This is a genomic window from Sphingomonas sp. SUN039, from assembly GCF_024758725.1.
In the GTDB taxonomy this organism is placed as follows: Bacteria; Pseudomonadota; Alphaproteobacteria; order Sphingomonadales; family Sphingomonadaceae; genus Sphingomonas_O.
The window spans coordinates 3,214,031-3,230,354 of record NZ_CP096972.1 but is presented as its reverse complement, the minus strand read 5'-3'; the positions used below and the strand labels follow the sequence as shown (position 1 = coordinate 3,230,354).

22 protein-coding genes are annotated in these 16,324 nt (G+C 64.3%); 10 read left to right on the top strand and 12 right to left on the bottom strand.

The window, feature by feature from the left end; translation table 11 throughout:
- Positions 1–199 precede the first annotated feature (199 nt).
- Genes M0209_RS15980 through M0209_RS15960 form a run of 5 tightly spaced genes read right to left on the bottom strand, consistent with a single transcriptional unit; the run spans position 200 to position 2,561 of the window.
- A complete protein-coding gene (locus M0209_RS15980) occupies positions 200–478 on the bottom strand; it encodes a virulence factor (RefSeq protein WP_258889269.1) in 279 nt (92 codons plus the stop codon).
- Positions 478–666: a DUF5397 domain-containing protein gene (locus M0209_RS15975; protein WP_258889268.1), complete on the bottom strand. Its 189-nt coding sequence runs from the start codon at positions 664–666 to the stop codon at positions 478–480. The genes M0209_RS15980 and M0209_RS15975 overlap by 1 nt, the downstream gene beginning before the upstream one ends.
- A 21-nt stretch (positions 667–687) precedes the next feature.
- Positions 688–1,278: a Holliday junction branch migration protein RuvA gene (gene ruvA, locus M0209_RS15970; protein WP_258889267.1), complete on the bottom strand. Its 591-nt coding sequence runs from the start codon at positions 1,276–1,278 to the stop codon at positions 688–690.
- A 60-nt stretch (positions 1,279–1,338) separates the two neighbouring features.
- Entirely contained in the window at positions 1,339–1,821 is a 483-nt protein-coding gene (gene ruvC / locus M0209_RS15965; RefSeq protein WP_258889679.1) for a crossover junction endodeoxyribonuclease RuvC, read from the bottom strand.
- Entirely contained in the window at positions 1,818–2,561 is a 744-nt protein-coding gene (locus M0209_RS15960; protein ID WP_258889266.1) for a YebC/PmpR family DNA-binding transcriptional regulator, read from the bottom strand. The genes ruvC and M0209_RS15960 overlap by 4 nt, the downstream gene beginning before the upstream one ends.
- A gap of 98 nt (positions 2,562–2,659) precedes the next feature.
- Here M0209_RS15960 and M0209_RS15955 point away from each other — a divergent pair, with 98 nt between their 5' ends.
- Positions 2,660–3,313 carry a hypothetical protein gene (locus tag M0209_RS15955; protein ID WP_258889265.1) on the top strand — a complete coding sequence of 218 codons (654 nt, stop codon included), beginning with the start codon at positions 2,660–2,662 and terminating at the stop codon, positions 3,311–3,313.
- 11 nt (positions 3,314–3,324) lie between these two features.
- Here the strand turns inward: M0209_RS15955 and M0209_RS15950 are convergent, their stop codons facing one another.
- Positions 3,325–3,567 (bottom strand): DUF2312 domain-containing protein, encoded by a 243-nt coding sequence (locus M0209_RS15950; protein ID WP_258889263.1) that lies wholly within the window; start codon positions 3,565–3,567, stop codon positions 3,325–3,327.
- Between the two features lie 179 nt (positions 3,568–3,746).
- Between M0209_RS15950 and pyk the strand changes: the two genes are divergently transcribed.
- A complete protein-coding gene (pyk, locus tag M0209_RS15945; protein WP_258889262.1) occupies positions 3,747–5,204 on the top strand; it encodes a pyruvate kinase in 1,458 nt (485 codons plus the stop codon).
- On the opposite strand, the gene M0209_RS15940 is transcribed toward pyk, so the two are convergent.
- Together M0209_RS15940 and ykgO are read right to left on the bottom strand one after the other, a co-directional pair.
- Complete coding sequence (locus tag M0209_RS15940; protein ID WP_408988213.1) at positions 5,201–5,809, bottom strand: HAD family hydrolase; 609 nt, start codon at positions 5,807–5,809, stop codon at positions 5,201–5,203. The two genes, pyk and M0209_RS15940, sit on opposite strands and share 4 nt — an antisense overlap.
- An 8-nt stretch (positions 5,810–5,817) precedes the next feature.
- Entirely contained in the window at positions 5,818–5,943 is a 126-nt protein-coding gene (gene ykgO, locus M0209_RS15935; protein ID WP_003046794.1) for a type B 50S ribosomal protein L36, read from the bottom strand.
- Between the two features lie 140 nt (positions 5,944–6,083).
- Between ykgO and M0209_RS15930 the strand changes: the two genes are divergently transcribed.
- Genes M0209_RS15930 through gpmA form a run of 6 tightly spaced genes read left to right on the top strand, consistent with a single transcriptional unit; the run spans position 6,084 to position 9,660 of the window.
- The gene (locus M0209_RS15930) at positions 6,084–6,638 is read left to right on the top strand and encodes a DUF4136 domain-containing protein (protein WP_258889255.1); all 555 of its coding nucleotides are present in this window, start codon (positions 6,084–6,086) and stop codon (positions 6,636–6,638) included.
- Positions 6,635–7,750 (top strand): M14-type cytosolic carboxypeptidase, encoded by a 1,116-nt coding sequence (locus M0209_RS15925; protein ID WP_258889254.1) that lies wholly within the window; start codon positions 6,635–6,637, stop codon positions 7,748–7,750. The genes M0209_RS15930 and M0209_RS15925 overlap by 4 nt, the downstream gene beginning before the upstream one ends.
- A 56-nt stretch (positions 7,751–7,806) precedes the next feature.
- On the top strand, positions 7,807–8,217 hold the full coding sequence (locus M0209_RS15920; protein ID WP_309547077.1) for a GNAT family N-acetyltransferase: 411 nt from the start codon (positions 7,807–7,809) through the stop codon (positions 8,215–8,217).
- A 40-nt stretch (positions 8,218–8,257) separates the two neighbouring features.
- A complete protein-coding gene (locus M0209_RS15915) occupies positions 8,258–8,536 on the top strand; it encodes a hypothetical protein (RefSeq protein WP_258889252.1) in 279 nt (92 codons plus the stop codon).
- Positions 8,533–8,973 carry a PIN domain-containing protein gene (locus tag M0209_RS15910; RefSeq protein WP_258889251.1) on the top strand — a complete coding sequence of 147 codons (441 nt, stop codon included), beginning with the start codon at positions 8,533–8,535 and terminating at the stop codon, positions 8,971–8,973. The genes M0209_RS15915 and M0209_RS15910 overlap by 4 nt, the downstream gene beginning before the upstream one ends.
- Complete coding sequence (gpmA, locus tag M0209_RS15905) at positions 8,974–9,660, top strand: 2,3-diphosphoglycerate-dependent phosphoglycerate mutase (RefSeq protein ID WP_258889250.1); 687 nt, start codon at positions 8,974–8,976, stop codon at positions 9,658–9,660. It begins immediately after the preceding gene.
- Here gpmA and M0209_RS15900 read toward each other — a convergent pair.
- Positions 9,642–10,208, bottom strand: coding sequence for a GGDEF domain-containing protein (locus tag M0209_RS15900; protein WP_258889249.1), 567 nt, complete (start codon positions 10,206–10,208; stop codon positions 9,642–9,644). The two genes, gpmA and M0209_RS15900, sit on opposite strands and share 19 nt — an antisense overlap.
- 137 nt (positions 10,209–10,345) lie before the next feature.
- On the opposite strand from M0209_RS15900, the gene purE reads away from it, so the two are divergent.
- Positions 10,346–10,846, top strand: coding sequence for a 5-(carboxyamino)imidazole ribonucleotide mutase (gene purE / locus M0209_RS15895; protein WP_258889248.1), 501 nt, complete (start codon positions 10,346–10,348; stop codon positions 10,844–10,846).
- 10 nt (positions 10,847–10,856) lie between these two features.
- Positions 10,857–11,924: a 5-(carboxyamino)imidazole ribonucleotide synthase gene (locus tag M0209_RS15890; protein WP_258889247.1), complete on the top strand. Its 1,068-nt coding sequence runs from the start codon at positions 10,857–10,859 to the stop codon at positions 11,922–11,924.
- Positions 11,925–12,438: 514 nt separating this feature from the next.
- On the opposite strand, the gene M0209_RS15885 is transcribed toward M0209_RS15890, so the two are convergent.
- From M0209_RS15885 to M0209_RS15875, 3 genes are all read right to left on the bottom strand, one after another.
- Positions 12,439–12,990, bottom strand: coding sequence for a GNAT family N-acetyltransferase (locus tag M0209_RS15885; protein ID WP_258889246.1), 552 nt, complete (start codon positions 12,988–12,990; stop codon positions 12,439–12,441).
- Positions 12,991–13,108: 118 nt separating this feature from the next.
- Positions 13,109–13,417 carry a hypothetical protein gene (locus tag M0209_RS15880; protein ID WP_258889245.1) on the bottom strand — a complete coding sequence of 103 codons (309 nt, stop codon included), beginning with the start codon at positions 13,415–13,417 and terminating at the stop codon, positions 13,109–13,111.
- Positions 13,418–13,444: 27 nt separating this feature from the next.
- Positions 13,445–16,291 carry a pitrilysin family protein gene (locus M0209_RS15875; protein ID WP_258889244.1) on the bottom strand — a complete coding sequence of 949 codons (2,847 nt, stop codon included), beginning with the start codon at positions 16,289–16,291 and terminating at the stop codon, positions 13,445–13,447.
- Positions 16,292–16,324 lie beyond the last annotated feature (33 nt).

Here is a 16,324-nt window from a genome sequence, read left to right as displayed (position 1 = left end):
CCGCACTGCGGGCATTTTGAGAGTAATTGGGTGAAGATACCCAAAATCACAAATCCCGGTACAATTACAAACAGTGCGGAAGGTTGATTAAGAAAGATAACACAGAACGCGAAAGAAGCAAAAAAAACCCAAGATACAATGACGCCTGCAATAGCTACCTCTCTGGGCGAGAATGAGGCCTTGATAATCCTGAACAAGTTCACGATTTCATGAAATCCGTGAAGTCGCTCCAATGCTCGACCTTGAACGCACGGATGTCGCGGACACAGGTCGGGAACCACGGCAGCGCCTTGAGCGCGTTCATCGCGAGCGTCACGTTGACGAGGCTGTCGCCCTGCGAAACGTAAACGCTGCCCTGCACCCGCGTGAAACCATAGCGATTGAGCACCGCGCCGATGTCGGCATAGGCTTGGCTGACGCCCTTGGGATGCGTGTTGCGCGTCTGGTGCCAGAGCAGATCGAAACCGATGGCAAACATCAGTCGTCGAGCGGATCGGCCAGCACTTGTTCGAGCGAATGCTCGACCTCTTCGCCGCTTTCAATGAGATAGATGCGAACCTGCGCTTCGCCCGACGCCGACGGCCCGGTCGGCCCAAGCACTTCATATGGCGGCCCCGCCATGCCGAGACGGCGAACGGTGCCGACCAATGCGCTCATATCGACCATATCGACCTCCTGACCCGCATCCTACCGCCCCACCTTCTTCAACGCCACCCGCACCAGCGCGTCGAGCCCCGCACCTGCCCCAAGCTCCTCCTCCGCCTTCGCCACTGCCGCGCTCGCTTCGGCGGGTTTGAAGCCCAGGCCGGTGAGCGCCGACACCGCGTCCGCCGATACGCCCGCCACCGGCACTGCACCGGGGGTTGACAGCGCGACGCCGCCGACCTTGTCCTTCAGCTCGCGCACGATGCGTTCGGCGAGTTTGGGACCGACGCCGTTGGCGCGGGCGACCATCGCCTTGTCCTGCGTCGCGACCGCGCGGCTGAGTTCGCCCTCGTCGAGCACCGACAGGATGCTGAGCGCGACGCGCCCGCCGACTCCCTGCACGCCGGTGAGCAGGCGAAACCAGTCGCGCTCGGCAGCACTGCCGAACGCGAACAAGGTCATCGCGTCCTCGCGGACTTGCATCTCGGTGAACACCATCACGCTGCCGCCGACCGCGCCGAGAAAGTTGAGCGTCCGCGCCGACGCCTGCACCAGATAGCCGACGCCGCCGACGTCGATCACCGCATGGTCCGATGCGCTTTCCGCGAGAGTGCCGGTCAGTCTTGCGATCACAATTGCCCCCTAACCGGCTTGGCTGAGCTTGTCGAAGCCTCTCACCGCCCTTCGACAGGCTCAGGGAAGTCGCAGACTCCGCGCATGGTGCGCATGGCAAATTGCGACCGCGAGCGCGTCTGCGGCATCGGCACCCGCGAGCTTCGCGCCGGGGAGCAATATCTTGAGCATTGCCTGAACCTGCGCTTTTTCCGCAGCGCCCGTGCCGACGACTGCCTTTTTCACCAGCCGCGTCGCATATTCAGCAACGGGGATGCCGGTGCGCGCCGCGGCGAGCAGGCACACGCCGCGCGCCTGACCCAATTTCAAGGTCGATTGCGCGTTGCTGTTGACGAACACTTCCTCGACCGCCGCCGCTTGCGGGTCGTGGCGCGCGATGACGTCCGCCAGTTCGCGGTCGAGCACCACGAGCCGCTCAGCCAGCGAGGCTTTGGGATCGGTCGATACCTGGCCGTTGGCGATATGGGTCAGCCGGTTCCCGGCAACCGCGATCACGCCCCAGCCGGTGGTGCCGAGGCCGGGATCGAGGCCGAGGATGATCAGGCGAGCTTCTCCATCACTTCGTCCGGCACGTCGTAATTGCCCCACACGGTCTGCACGTCGTCATCCTCGTCGAGCGCGTCGAGCAGTTTCATCAGCAAGGCGGCATCGCCTTCGCCGACGGTGACCATGGTCTGCGGCCGCCACGCAAGCTTCGCGCCTTCGCCTTCGCCGATGGCGGACTCGAGCGCCTTGCCGACCTCGTGCAGCGTCTCGACACTGGTCCAGATCTGGTGGCCGTCCTCGTCGCTGGACACGTCCTCCGCGCCTGCTTCCAGTGCCGCCTCGAACACCGCATCGGCATCGCCCGCCTTGGCGGGATAGGCGATCAGCCCGAGCCGGTCGAAGGCATGGCTGACCGCGCCCGGCGCGCCAAGGTTGCCGCCGTTCTTCGACACCGCCGTCTTGACGTTGGTCGCGGTGCGGTTGCGGTTGTCGGTCAGCGCCTCGATGATGAGGCTGACACCGCCGGGGCCGAACCCCTCATAGCGAATTTCCTCGTAATTCGCGCCGTCGCCCTTCGACGCATTGTTGATCGCGCGTTCGATATTGTCCTTGGGCATGCCGCCTGCGCGCGCGGTAAGCACGGCGGCGCGCAGGCGCGCATTCATGGCCGGATCGGGCAACCCGGATTTCGCCGCGACAGTGATCTCGCGGCTCAGCTTCGAAAACGCCGCTGCGCGCTTTTTATCCTGGGCACCTTTGCGGTGCATGATGTTCTTGAATTTGGAATGGCCTGCCATGGGTTCTTTTTGCTTTGCACGGTTAGTTGGAAGAGGCTGCGGGCGCTTAACTTAGCCGCGTAATCGGGGCAAGTTAGCCGTCGCGAGGAGGATGTCGCATGACGATTGCGGGTAACGAGACAGGCGAGCTCGGCGAAACATTCCTCAGGATGTTGATGAGCGACGCAGTTGCTGCATTGGATCGTCGCGAGACAAACGACAGCCAAACTGCACGACGCGACCTGATTCGGACATTGTTCGCATTCATTGAGGGCGCGGTGTGGACCTATCGCGAGCATATTCGCGAAGTCGCAGCATCGGTTCACGGCGAGTTGCCGCCAGCTACGCAGCTTGCTCTCGCCGAACTCACTTATTCGGTTAGCGAAACCGGTAGAGTTATCACCCAGCCCAAATATCTCTCCCTGACGGCAATGATACGGATGACGACCAATCTAGCGGGGACAATTGCGCCGAATCTGGCGGTCGATTTCGCAGGAGCAGGCTGGTCCAGCCTCAAACGGGCCGTTGGGATCAGAAACCGCGTTACTCACCCCAAGAGCAAGGCCGACCTGATCATCGAACCCAGCGACATTGTCGCGACTTGGGCCGCAATCCGGTGGGTGCTCGGCCTTGTCGAGGGTGCAATGACCGCGACGGTGCAGAGTCAGGCCGAATATCTCCGGGAGCTGAAAGAGCTGGCCGACGATCTAAGGATTGGCAATCCCGCAACGCTGAAGGAATACGAGGCTGTCCGTCGCACCGCGAAGGACTAGCTGCTCTGTGTTCACCCCAGTCCCAAAGCCGCCTTGTACAGATCCAGAATCGCTTCCATTTCCTGCCGGTCTTGATGCGACATTTTGCGAAGGCGGACAATTTGCCGCATGATTTTGACGTCGTACCCCACGCTTTTGGCCTCGGCGTAAACGTCACGAACGTCGTCGGCGATACCCTTTTTTTCCTCTTCGAGGCGCTCGACCCGCTCGATTAGAAGGCGCAAACGATCGTCTGAAACTGTGGCCTCGGCCATGTGATCTCCTTGGTTCAAAAGCAGCGTTCGTGATGAGCGGGCCTGCAGCCCTGGAACGTCGCCAGTCAGAATCGAAGCGGCGTCCCTAGGCGAGTGAATACCTATTCTCAACCGCCTCGCTTTCGTCGGTCGCAAATGGCCGCTATCGATTGCGTCACCCGCCCGTCAGGAGATGTTGTTTGCACCGTTCGCTTGCCCCCCGCGCCCGCAAAGTCCGTGTGCTCGCCACGCTGGGTCCGGCGAGCAACACGCCCGAGATGATCGAAAAGCTGATCCGCGCCGGGGCCGATGCGTTCCGCATCAACATGAGCCACGGGGTGCAGGGCGATCATGCGCCGGTGATCGCGGCGATCCGCTCGCTCGAAAAGTCGCTGGTACGTCCGACGACGATATTGGCCGATCTTCAGGGACCGAAATTGCGCGTCGGCACCTTTGTGGGCGGCAAGGTCGAGTTGGTGACGGGCCAAAGCTTTCGCCTCGACCGCGATCCGGCCGAGGGCGATGCGACCCGGGTGTGCCTGCCGCACAAGGAGATTTTCGAGGCGCTGAAGCTCGGCGCGCGGCTGTTGCTCGACGACGGCAAGCTGGTGCTGCGGGTCAGCGACATGGCCGACGACCATGTCATGACCCGCGTCGAAGTCGGCGGGATGTTGAGCAACCGCAAAGGGCTGAACGTGCCCGATGTGGTCGTGCCGATGGCGGCGCTGACCGAGAAGGACCGCAGCGACCTTGCGTTCGCGCTCGACCAAGGTGTCGACTGGGTCGCGCTGTCGTTCGTACAGCGGCCCGAGGATCTGGCCGAAGCGCGGAAACTGATCGGCGGACGCGCGGCACTGCTCGCAAAGATCGAGAAGCCTGCCGCCCTCGACCGGCTGGAGGAACTGGTCGAACTGGCGGATGCGGTGATGGTCGCACGCGGCGATCTGGGGGTGGAACTGCCGCCCCAGGCCGTGCCGCCTGCGCAAAAGCGGATCGTCGAGACGGCGCGGCGGATGGGCAAGCCCGTGGTGGTCGCGACGCAGATGCTCGAATCGATGATTACCTCGCCCTCCCCGACCCGCGCCGAAGTGTCCGACGTGGCGACCGCGATTTACGACGGGGCCGATGCGGTGATGTTGTCGGCGGAGTCGGCGGCTGGCGCATGGCCGGTCGAATCGGTGGCGATGATGGACGCGATCGCACGATCGGTCGAAAGCGATCCCGGCTATTTCGCGCGGCTGCATTTTACCGAGACCAAGTCGGACCCGACGACCGCCGACGCGCTGGCCGATGCAGCCCGCGAAATCGCGATCACGGTCGGGGCCAAGGCCATCGTGTGTTTCACCGCGTCGGGCTCGACCGCGCGCCGCGTCTCGCGCGAACGTCCCTCGGTACCTTTGCTGGTGCTGACACCCAAGGCCGATACGGCGCGCCGCACGGGAATCGTCTGGGGCACGCACGCCGTCCAGACGCGCGACGTAAAGGATTTCGAGGAGATGGTGGCGAAGTCGAAGCGCATGGCGCTGCGCCACCAGCTCGCCGGTCCCGACGACCGTATCATCATCATGGCCGGCGTCCCGTTCGGCGTGCCGGGGTCGACCAATGTGCTCCACGTCGTGCGCCTGACCGGCGAAGAGCTGAAAGTCGGGGGGCGCTAAAGCAGACCGCGCGCAATGAGGTCCGCAAGCAGAGTCGGTGCATCGACGAAATGATGCCCGACAAACCCCTCGGCTTCGGCACCTTGCACATTCGCCAGATTGTCGTCGATGAACATGGCTTCGCCCGGTTGAAGCCCGAATCGCCGCAGCGCCAGCCGGTAGATCGCGGGATCGGGCTTCACCAGCTTCTCGTCGCCCGACACGACGATGTCGCGGAATGGCGCGAACAGAACAGCTTCGCGCGCGACGAACGGTTTCCAGAACTCGCCCGAAAAATTGGTGATCCCGAACAGCGCTACGTCGCGCGCGGCAAGTTCGGCGACCAGATCGGCCATGCCGGGGATCAAATGCGGAATCGTTTCCAGAAAGCGCGGGCCCCACACCTCGATCAGTGCGCGGTGCTGCGGAAATTCGGCGATCAGTTCGGCGCTGGTTTCGGCGAAAGGTCGCCCCGCGTCATGCTGGAAATGCCACGCGGTCGTGACAACATCGCGCAGGAACGCCGCGCGATCGGCCGCATCGGGGATCAGCTTGTCATAGAGATAGTGCGGGCCCCATTCGACCAGCACCTTGCCGACATCGAAGACGACGGCGTGCACCGCCACCGGGGCGATCAGCCCTGGCGCGCCTTGAAGCGGCGATTCGTCTTGTTGATGACATAGGTGCGGCCACGGCGACGGATCACGCGGTTGTCGCGGTGACGGTCCTTGAGGCTCTTCAACGAGTTGCGAATCTTCATGGCTGCGGCTTTTCTTGATTGTGTCTGAAATCGGAAGCGGCGCGCCTAGTCGGCAGGGGTCGCCAAGTCAAGGCGCATGGGGCGGGGATTGCGGTCCATCCGCCGTTCATCATGCCGCATATAGGCTAGGAGCCATGACGATGAAAAAGCTGTTTGCTGTCGCCGCGCTCGGCGTCGCCCTTTCGACCGCGATGCCGGCAATCGCGCGACCGGTGCAGGTCACCCGATTCGCGATCGCCGAGGCAATCGTGCCCGGCCCGGTCGCCCCGATGAAAACGGCCGTGTCGCTCGAACAATCGACGTACGACACCGCCGTCGTGCAGGAACTGGCGCGCATCGGCTTTTCGGGCGAGGGCGCCGCGCGGTACGATTACACCGTCGAAGTGACCAAAGACGTTCGCCGCGACCCGGTGCGACGCTCGCCGGTGACCATCGGCATCGGGGGCGGCACCGGCGGCTGGGGCGGCGGTTTCGGCATCGGTGGCAGCTTCGGCGTCGGCACCCCGCGCGGTCGCGACACGACAGTCACTCGGCTGTTCGTCCAGTTGCGCGACCGCAGCACGGGCAAGACCGTGTGGGAAGGGCGCGCCGAATCCGAATCGGGTGCCGCAGGCGGCGAGCGGATCGAGCGGCTGGCCGCCGCGCTTTTCCGGGACTTCCCCGGCCAGTCGGGGCGCACTATCAGCGTCAAATGACGCTCAGCATTTCCAGCAATTTCGACTCCGGCAATATCGAGGTTCTCGGCATCGACGGCGACACCGCAACGCTTGCGATCCGCCACGACAAGGACAGCGATTTCTACCAATGGTTCCACTTTCGCGTCGCGGGCGCGAAGGGACGGGCCGTGACGCTCAGGATCGTGAACTGTGCCGACGCGGCCTATCCGCTCGGCTGGCCCGGCTATCGTGCGCGGTTCAGCGACGACCGCCACGACTGGCAGCAGGCTGAAACCAGCTATGCCGATGGCGTGCTGACAGTCGTGCACACACCCGCGCACGATGCCGTCTGGCTCGCCTATCACGCGCCCTATTCGATGGAACAGCATCACGATCTGGTCGCGCGCATCGCCGCTGAGCCAGGCGTGAAGCTGACCGAACTGGGCCAGACGCTCGACGGCCGACCGATCGATTGCCTGACGATGGGCACCGGTCCCAAGGCGATCTGGCTCTATGCGCGCCAGCACCCGGGCGAGAGCATGGCCGAATGGTGGGCCGAAGGGGCGCTCGACCTGCTTGTTTCAGACGATCCGGTCGCCGCACGGCTGCGCGCGGCGGCGACCCTGCACATCGTCCCCAACATGAACCCCGACGGCAGCGCGCGTGGGCATTTGCGGACCAATGCCGTCGGCGTGAACCTCAACCGGGAATGGCACGCACCGAGCCTCGAACGCTCACCCGAAGTATTCCATGTCCGCGCGGCGATGGATGCGACCGGGGTCGATTTCGCGATGGACGTCCACGGCGACGAAGCGATTCCCTATGTCTTTCTCGCCGGATTCGACGGTATTCCGTCATGGACACAACGACAGGGCGACCTCTACATGCGCTTCGCCACCGAACTTGCTGCGCGGACGCCCGATTTCCAGACCAAGCACGGATATCCGGTGGCGGTCGCGGGCAAGGCGAATCTGTCGATGTCGACCAACCAGCTCGCCGAACGCTTTGATGCCGTCGCGATGACGCTGGAGATGCCGTTCAAGGATAACGCCGACGCGCCCGATCCGTCACGCGGCTGGTCGCCCGAACGGTCGCGTCAACTGGCGCGCGACTGTCTGGCCACGCTGGCGGGCATGATCGACGATTTGTAATGCGGCCAAGCACGAGAATTATCGAAGACGATCTGAGCGGGCCGGAAATAGGAGCCTTGCTCGGCTACCACCTCGAACAAATGCACCGCAACTCGCCGCCGGGCAGTGTGTACGCGTTCGATATCGACCGCCTGCGCAGCGCGGACGTGACGTTCTGGACCGCGTGGGACGACGGCATGCTGCTCGGCTGCGGCGCGATGAAAGACCTGGGCGATGGGACGGGCGAAGTGAAATCGATGCGGACGGCACCCGACCATCTTCGTAAAGGCATAGCTGCGGCGCTGCTCGACCACATCATCGGCGTCGCACGGCTGCGCGGGTACCGGCGGCTGAGCCTGGAGACGGGATCCGGCGTAGCCTTCGACCCGGCGCTGGCACTTTATCGGCGGCGTGGTTTTACCGATGGCGCGGCGTTCGGCGGCTATGAACGGAGCGAATTCAACCAGTTCCTACACCTCGAACTCTAGTGGCTAGCCAGTTAGCGCCCATTGTGCTAGCCATGATCCCGTGACCCGCCGCGCCGCCCAGCTCAACATCCGTTCCGACGCCGCGCGGGCGCGCGTCGCCGAGCTTGTCGCCGAGACGGGCAAATCGGCGACGCAAGTCGTCGAAGAGGCACTGCAAACTTACCGTCCTCTGCCGCCGGTCGAGGAGAGTTTGCCGGAGGGTGTGATTCGTAAGGGCCGGTTTCTTGTCCTCAAGGCCGACGGGCGACGGCGGGAAACGATCGAGGAAACGATCGCAGCGATTAACGAAGACCGGGATCGCGACCTTTTTTACCAATGAAGGTTTTGCTCGATAGCAACGTGCTGATTGCTTATTTCGACAGCAATCATGTGCATCACGAACCGTCAACACAGCTGATCGAATGCTGTAAAGATGGCGACTTGCTGATTGCGGCACATTCGCTTTCGGAAGTGTACAACAAATTGACCGGTGGACGGATCGGTCCGCCGTTCGCGCCGGAAACAATATCGTTCATTCTCAACGCATTTGCGCGACGGGTCACGGTTGGTTCCCTTACCGCAGATTTGACGATGGACGCGATCAGAACGTTCGCGCGTCAGAATGGGCGTGGACCAAAACTGTACGACTATCTCATCGGCCAGATTGCTATTGTGCATGGCGCAAATTGCATCGTCACCTGGAACGTCCGCGATATGGCACCGCTTTTTCCAACCCTTACCGTCGTCACCCCCGCAGATTTTATCGGAGTTGCTTGAATGCCCACCCTCGTCCTCATCCGCCACGGCCAGTCGGCATGGAACCTCGAAAACCGTTTCACCGGCTGGTGGGACGTCGACCTGACCGAGAAGGGAGTCGGCGAAGCGCGTGCGGCGGGCGAACTCATGGCCGCCAAGGGCCTCGATTTCGATATTTGCTTTACGTCGGTTCAGTCGCGCGCGATCCGCACGCTCAACCTCGCGCTCGAGGCGATGGGGCGATTGTGGCTGCCGGTCGAGAAGGACTGGCACCTGAACGAACGCCATTATGGCGGGCTGACCGGCCTCGACAAGGCTGAGACGGCCGCGAAGCACGGCGACGCGCAGGTCAAGGTGTGGCGGCGTAGTTTCGATATTCCGCCGCCGCCAATGGAGGCGGGGAGTGCCTACGACCTGTCGGGGGATCGCCGTTATGCCGGCATCGCCATTCCCGCGACCGAGAGCCTGAAGGACACCATCGCGCGCGTCCTGCCCTATTGGGACCGCCGCATTGCGCCCGAACTGAAGGCCGGCAAGCGCGTCGTCATTTCGGCGCACGGCAACTCGCTGCGCGCGCTGGTCAAACATTTGTCGAATATTCCCGACGCCGACATCACCGAGCTGGAAATTCCGACCGGCCAGCCGATCGTCTATGACCTGAACGAGGACCTGACCGCACGCGAGCGTTACTATCTCTCCGAACGCTGACCGCGTTTGCGGTCGTACATGGCCGCATCGGCGCGGGCGATGACGGCGTCGAGCGTGTCGCCGGCGCGGATCAGGGCGTGGCCGATCGAGATCGACACGCGCATCCCGCCGACCGGATCCGCCGCAATCGCATCGGCAAGTGCGGCTGCCTTGGCGACCGCAGCGGCCTCGTCGAGTTCTTCGAGGATCAGGCCGAATTCGTCACCGCCGATGCGTGCCACGATATCGCTCGCCCGCAGTTCCGCCTTCAACGAATAGCCGACGTGCATGAGCGCCGCATCGCCCGACTGGTGACCGGCGCTGTCGTTGATCGCCTTCAGCCCGTCGAGATCGGCGATCATCACCGCAATCGCGCTGCCGTGGCGTGCAACGCGGGCAATGCCGCGCTCGACTTCGCGCAGGAACGCGCGCCGGTTGAGCAGCGGGGTCAGCGTATCGCTGTCGGCCAGCCGTTCGAGTTCGGCAACCTGAAGCCGCAAGGCACGCACCTCTCGCCGGAGTTCGGCGTTCTCGGTACGCAGCGCGGCAGAATCCGGATCGGGACGCATTCGAGTCATCAGGTGCACGAGAAGCGCCGTTTAGCCGCCGGGTGTCAACATCGGGCCTCGGACCGCTCCACGACGGAGCAATTGCGCCCGCCCCCGCCCGACGCTAGGTGCGCGCGGCATCGGGAGGCAATCGGGCGATGACAAGCACTGGGACAGAAACGGGCCCGCAAGTCGGGATCATCATGGGCAGCCAGTCCGACTGGGACACGATGCGCGCCGCCGCCGATGTGCTGGGCGAACTCGGCGTTGCGCATGAAACCCGGATCGTCTCCGCGCACCGCACCCCCGAACGTCTGTTCGACTATGCCAAGGGTGCGGAAGCACGCGGGTTGAAAGTCATCGTCGCGGGCGCGGGCGGCGCGGCGCATCTGCCGGGCATGGCGGCGTCGATGACGGCACTTCCGGTGCTGGGTGTGCCGGTCGAATCGAAAGCGCTGAGCGGGATGGATAGCTTGCTCTCCATCGTGCAGATGCCGGGCGGAGTGCCGGTCGGGACGCTCGCCATCGGCAAGCCGGGCGCGACCAATGCGGGATTGCTGGCGGCATCGATTCTGGCGCTGTCCGATCCGGCGCTGGCCGCGCGGCTGACGGCGTGGCGTCAGGCGAAGACCGACGCCGTGGCCGACGCGCCGCAGTGAAACCCGGGCAATGAGGACCATCGCGCCGGGATCGACCATCGGCATTATCGGCGGCGGACAGCTGGGGCGGATGCTGGCGATGGCCGCCGCGCAGCTGGGCTACCGCGTCCATATCCTCGATCCCGACCCCGAATGCTGCGCGGGCGAAGTTGCAGCAAAATTGATCGTCGCCGGTTATGACGACCGCACCGCGCTCGCTGCCTTCGCCGACAGCGTCGATGTGGCGACCTATGAATTCGAAAATGTCGATGCCGGCCCCCTCGAGGAGGTCGCGGCGCGGACACCGGTCTTTCCGCCGCTATCGGCGCTGAGGATCGCGCAGGACCGCGTCAGCGAAAAGAGTTTTGCTGCGCAGCATGGCGGCACCCCTGCGACATGGGCGGCAGTCGAAAATGCTGCGGCACTGGGTGCAGCATTGGCGGCCGTCGGGACGCCCGCGATCCTCAAAACGACACGTTTCGGTTATGACGGCAAGGGACAGGCGCGGCTGTCGGACCCCGCCGAATCCGAAGCCGGATGGACCGCAATCGACGGCGGTCCGGCGATCCTGGAGGCGATGGTCCCCTTTGCCCATGAATTCTCGGTTCTGATCGCCCGCGGACAGGACGGGGCCACCGTTCTATGGGATTCTGCGGAGAACGTGCATGTCGACGGCATTCTCGCGACCTCGACCGTGCCGCCGCATCGCGACATCGCCGCGCAACTGCCCGGGGCGCGGGCACTGGCCGAACGGATTGCGGCGGCGCTCGATTATGTCGGCGTGCTGGCGATCGAATTCTTTGCCGCCGCCGATGGACCGGTGTTCAACGAAATGGCGCCGCGCGTCCATAACAGCGGCCATTGGACGACCGAAGGCGCGTTCACCTCGCAGTTCGAAAACCATATCCGCGCGATCTGCGGGCTGCCGCTGGGCGATACCGCGCTGGTGACGGCCGGGGTCGAGATGACCAATTTGATCGGCGACGATGTTGCGGCATGGCCCGAACTGATGGCCGAACGCGGTGCACATGTGCACCTCTACGGCAAGGGCGAGGCGCGCCCCGGCCGCAAGATGGGGCACATTACCCGGTTGCGGTGAAACCGCACAGATTCTCCTACATTTCCGGACGCATGTTTCCCCCGCCCGATCCCCTCGCGCGTAAAATGCGACCGGCGCGTCCTGCCACGGGCATCCGGGCGGGACGACTTTGTGGGTCGTTCCAGTCTGGGCACGCTTGGTTAGAGGGTGCCGTATCGCCTTCGTACCCGGCTTCGCATCGATGTGGCTGCGCCGAAGAGTGCCTATAGAAACGAACTATTCGGCGGTCGTTGCCGCAGCGTCAGTCTCTCGCTTATGCGGCGATGATCGCCGTCGTAAGTCCGTTGCCGGACCGCGAGAGAAGTTTCGGGTTCTGTACACCCCGGACAGCCGGGCAACTCGGCGATCCGACGGCGATGCATCGGCTTTTGAAAACCGGATGGCTCCGCGCCGGTCGCATGTCACGGGCGCTTTTGCCCGCGCTGCCAGCCGTTGCGTTGATCGGACGCTCGAGTCGGCAGAGACGTTACTTAACCTATATGGCTATGTTTGTCAAGAACAAAATGCGAACCACCTATGCGGGCCGGCACAGCGGACCGCGCGTGAACGCTTCGCGCGAAATTTCATAGATAACATGTTCGGTCGGCACCCCCGCCATCATCGACATGTCGGTGCGACCGGTCAGCTGCGCGCCGATCCCTTCGATCGCGCGGCGCGAGCGGGTGTTGGCCGCCCCGATCCGGAAAGTAACAGCCGGAAGCACCGCCAGAGCATGGCCGATCATCAGGCGCTTCATCTCGCGGTTGGCACCGCCGCCCCAGTGCGCGCGGGCGACATAGGTCGCGCCGATTTCCGCCGTGCCGGTGGCGGGGTCCACTTCCCAAAAACGCGATGCGCCGATGACAGTGCCGGACGCGCTGTCGATGACGGTCAGCGATCCGCCCGACGCCAGGTTGGCGTCGAAATAGGCGCGGAACACCGGTTCCTTGTAGCGGTCCCACGCCGGATGGACTTCCCACAGCAGCGGGTCCGCCGCGATGGCCCAATGCGCCGCCCAGTCGTCGGGCCGCGTCGGGCGAAGCTCGACGCGGGTGCCGACGAGAATGGGCTGGCGATCAAAGGACATGGCAATAATGCTCTTCTTCGAGCGTCAGCGAGAAGCCACGCCGAGCGCCAGCGAGGTTCTTTGCCTGCTTCTCGCTGACGCTCGAAGGAGCACCTCGCTAGCGCTCGGCGAAAAGAATTCAGCTAACTCGCGTACCCGAAAGGGGCGAGGTGCCGAACATGCCCGCTTTCACCCCGCCGGTGATCGTGTCGCCGTCGACGGTTGCTTCGCATTCGAGCAGCATCGGCATCGGCACTTTCATATCCATGGTCCAGGTAATCTTGTTGTCGCCGTCGAACTTGCCGTTGTCGCAGGTCAGGCCACCCATGGCGCCGGTGTTGTCGCCCGACCACGTGCCGTCACCGTTGTCGGTGACGGTCATGACGGACTTCTGTTCGCCGAGGGGCGATTTGACGACGCAATCCCATTTGCCCGTTGCATTCGACATTCTGGTTTCTCCTGTTGGGCCGCGCACCTATTTGGCGGTCGGCAGTTGCACGATTTCGAGAGGGAGGCCGAGCTTTTCGAGCTGCGGCTTCACCTTGGCGGCGTCGCCGACGACGACGATGGCGAACTTGTTCGCGTCGATTGCCGAACGTGCCGCGCGGTCGAGGTCGGCCGCTGTCATCGAACGGTATTTGTCGGCGAGCGTCGTATAGTAAGTGTCGGGACGCCCGAGCTGGACGATGGTCATGAGACCGCCCATCACGGCGGCGGACGTCTCGAAACTACCCGGCAATTCGCGAATGCTGCCATTGGCAGTGCGGGTCAGTTCGTCAGGCGTCACGCCCTTGGTGGTCAGGAACGCCTTCACATCGTCGAGCAGCGCCTGCACCGATTCACCGGTGCGGTCCGACTGGACCGGTGCACTGATGATATAGGGGACGCGGTTCTCGAATCCGCGCACCGACGAGCCGACGCCGTAGGACCAGCCTTTGGTCTCGCGCAGGTCCATGTTGAGCCGCGACAGGAACGCCCCGCCGAGCACGTCATTGGCCTGATCGAGCAGGGTGCGCGCCGGGTCTTTCCCGGTCATGTCGAGCACCTGCCCCGCGAGGATTACCGACTGCGGCGATTGCGGGCGGTCGGCGAGGTAGATTTTGGTCGCAGCAGCGGCCGGGATCGTGGCGCTGAAGTCCTTCTTCGGGCGCGCCATGCGGTTCGACGGCCAGTTGCCGAACCGTGCCTCGAGCAGCGGCTTGATCTGCGCCATCGTCGTATCGCCGACGATGTAGATCGCGGCATTATCGGGCACGAGCCAGTCGCGCTGGAAGCGGACCACATCGTCGCGGGTCAGTCCCTTGACCGTCGCGACCGTTCCCGCGCCGCCGAAGGGGCGGGCATAGGGATAGGCGTCGCCATAGAGTTTGCCGGGCAGGATGGTGTTGGCAATGCCCGCCGGCTGGCTGAGCGAGGCGGCAATGCGGGCGAGCTGTTCGTTGCGCAGCCGCTCGACTTCCTTCGGATCGAAGGCGGGGTTGCGGACGACATCGGCGAGCAGGTCGAGCGACGGCGCGAGGTTGGCGGTCAGCGCATAGAGCCCGACCTGGCTGCGGTCGAGGCTGCCCCCCGATGACAGCGTCGCGCCCAGCCGTTCCTGCGTTTCGGCGATCTGTGTCGAATTGAGCGACGCCGTGCCCTCGTCGAGCAGCGACATGGTCAGCGACTGGAGGCCGAGCTGCTCCTTGGGATCGGCGGCGGACCCCGCGTCGAAACCGACCGACACCCGCACCGTCGGCACGTCCGAACGCCGCGCGAAATAGACCGGAATGCCATTGGCGAGCCTGGTCCGCTCGATGGCCGGGAAGGTCAGCGACGGGAATTGTCCGAGCGGCGGCGCGGCGCGCGTCGGCTTGGCCGGGGCAGCCTCGGCAACGGCGGGCTTGGGGGGCTCTGCCGGTTTCTGCGCCCCCGCAGGCAGATCGCCGGTAATGGCGAGCGCAGCGGGCGAGGTCTCGCGTTCGCCGGGTTCGACGGTCAGGCGCAGCACCGGACGCGACATCCATTTGCGCGCCGCCGCCGCCACCTTTGCCGGCGTCATTGCCGCAAGGGCTGCCAGATCCTTTTTGTACTTCGCCGGATCGCCCGAATAGACGAGGCCCTCGGCCAGCGCGACTGCCTTGCCGCCGAAACCGCCGACCGATTCGAACCCGCCAATGGTGCCCGCAATCGAGCGCGTGGCGACGCGGCGCACCTCGTCGGCGGTCGGCCCGGTCTTCAGGAACTGCGCGACGACCTCGTCGAGGCGTCGGGCGACGAGCTTGGGATCGGTGCCCGGTTTCACATCGGCCGTGACCGACAATTCGCCGATCTGTTCGAAGGTCTGGACGCTGGCGCTGACGTTCACCGCAATCGCCTCGCCGCGCACCAGCGCATTGTCGAGGCGGCTCGACGAGAGGCCGCCGAGCACGGATGCGGCCACTTCGAGCGCGGTCGTGTCCTTGCCGTTGACGCCCTCGACCGACCAGTAACGCTGGATGCGGGTGTAGGGGACGCGGTCCTTGAGCACCAAGTCCTTCGATGCCGCGAGCGTTGGCACCGTGGAGGTCACCCGCGCGATCGCCGGACCGCGCGGGATCGCCCCGAACCACTTCTCGACAAGCGGTTTGGCGGTCGCGACATCGATATCGCCCGCCAGCACCAGCACCGCATTGTCCGGCCCGTATTTGGCGCGGAACCAGTTCTTGACGGTGTCGAGCGTCGCCGCGCTCAGGTCCGACATCGACCCGATCGTGCTGTGGCGATAAGGGTGCCCCTCGGGCAACAGCGCATTGGCGACGTAATAATCGGTGAGGCCGAAGGGCTGGTTGTCGCCCTGGCGCTTCTCGTTCTGGACGACGCCGATCTGGTTGGTCAGTTTCTCCTGCGTCACCGCGCCGAGCAGGTGTCCCATGCGGTCCGATTCGAGGAACAGCGCGGTTTCGAGCGCCGGAGTCGGGACGGTCTGGAAATAGTTCGTGCGGTCGAACCAGGTGGTGCCGTTGAAATCGGTTGCGCCCACCTGTTGCAGCGGCTCGAAGAAGTCGCCGGGAGAGTTCTCCGAACCGTTGAACATCAGATGTTCGAACAAATGGGCAAAGCCGGTCTGACCCTTGGGTTCGTCCTTCGATCCGACATGGTAGTAGATCGAGGTCGCGACCACGGGTGCCTTGCGGTCGGTATGGACGAGGACACGCAGGCCGTTGGCGAGCGTGAACTGTTCGTAGGGAATGTTCACCTTGGCGACGAGCGCCGACACGGGGGCGGGGGCGTCGGCGGCCCATGCGGGCGCGGCAAGGACAAGTGCCAGGGCAAAGCAGGTGGGGCGGATCATGGGAAGCATCCTCGAATGAAACTCGTTCTTGGGGCCGTGTAT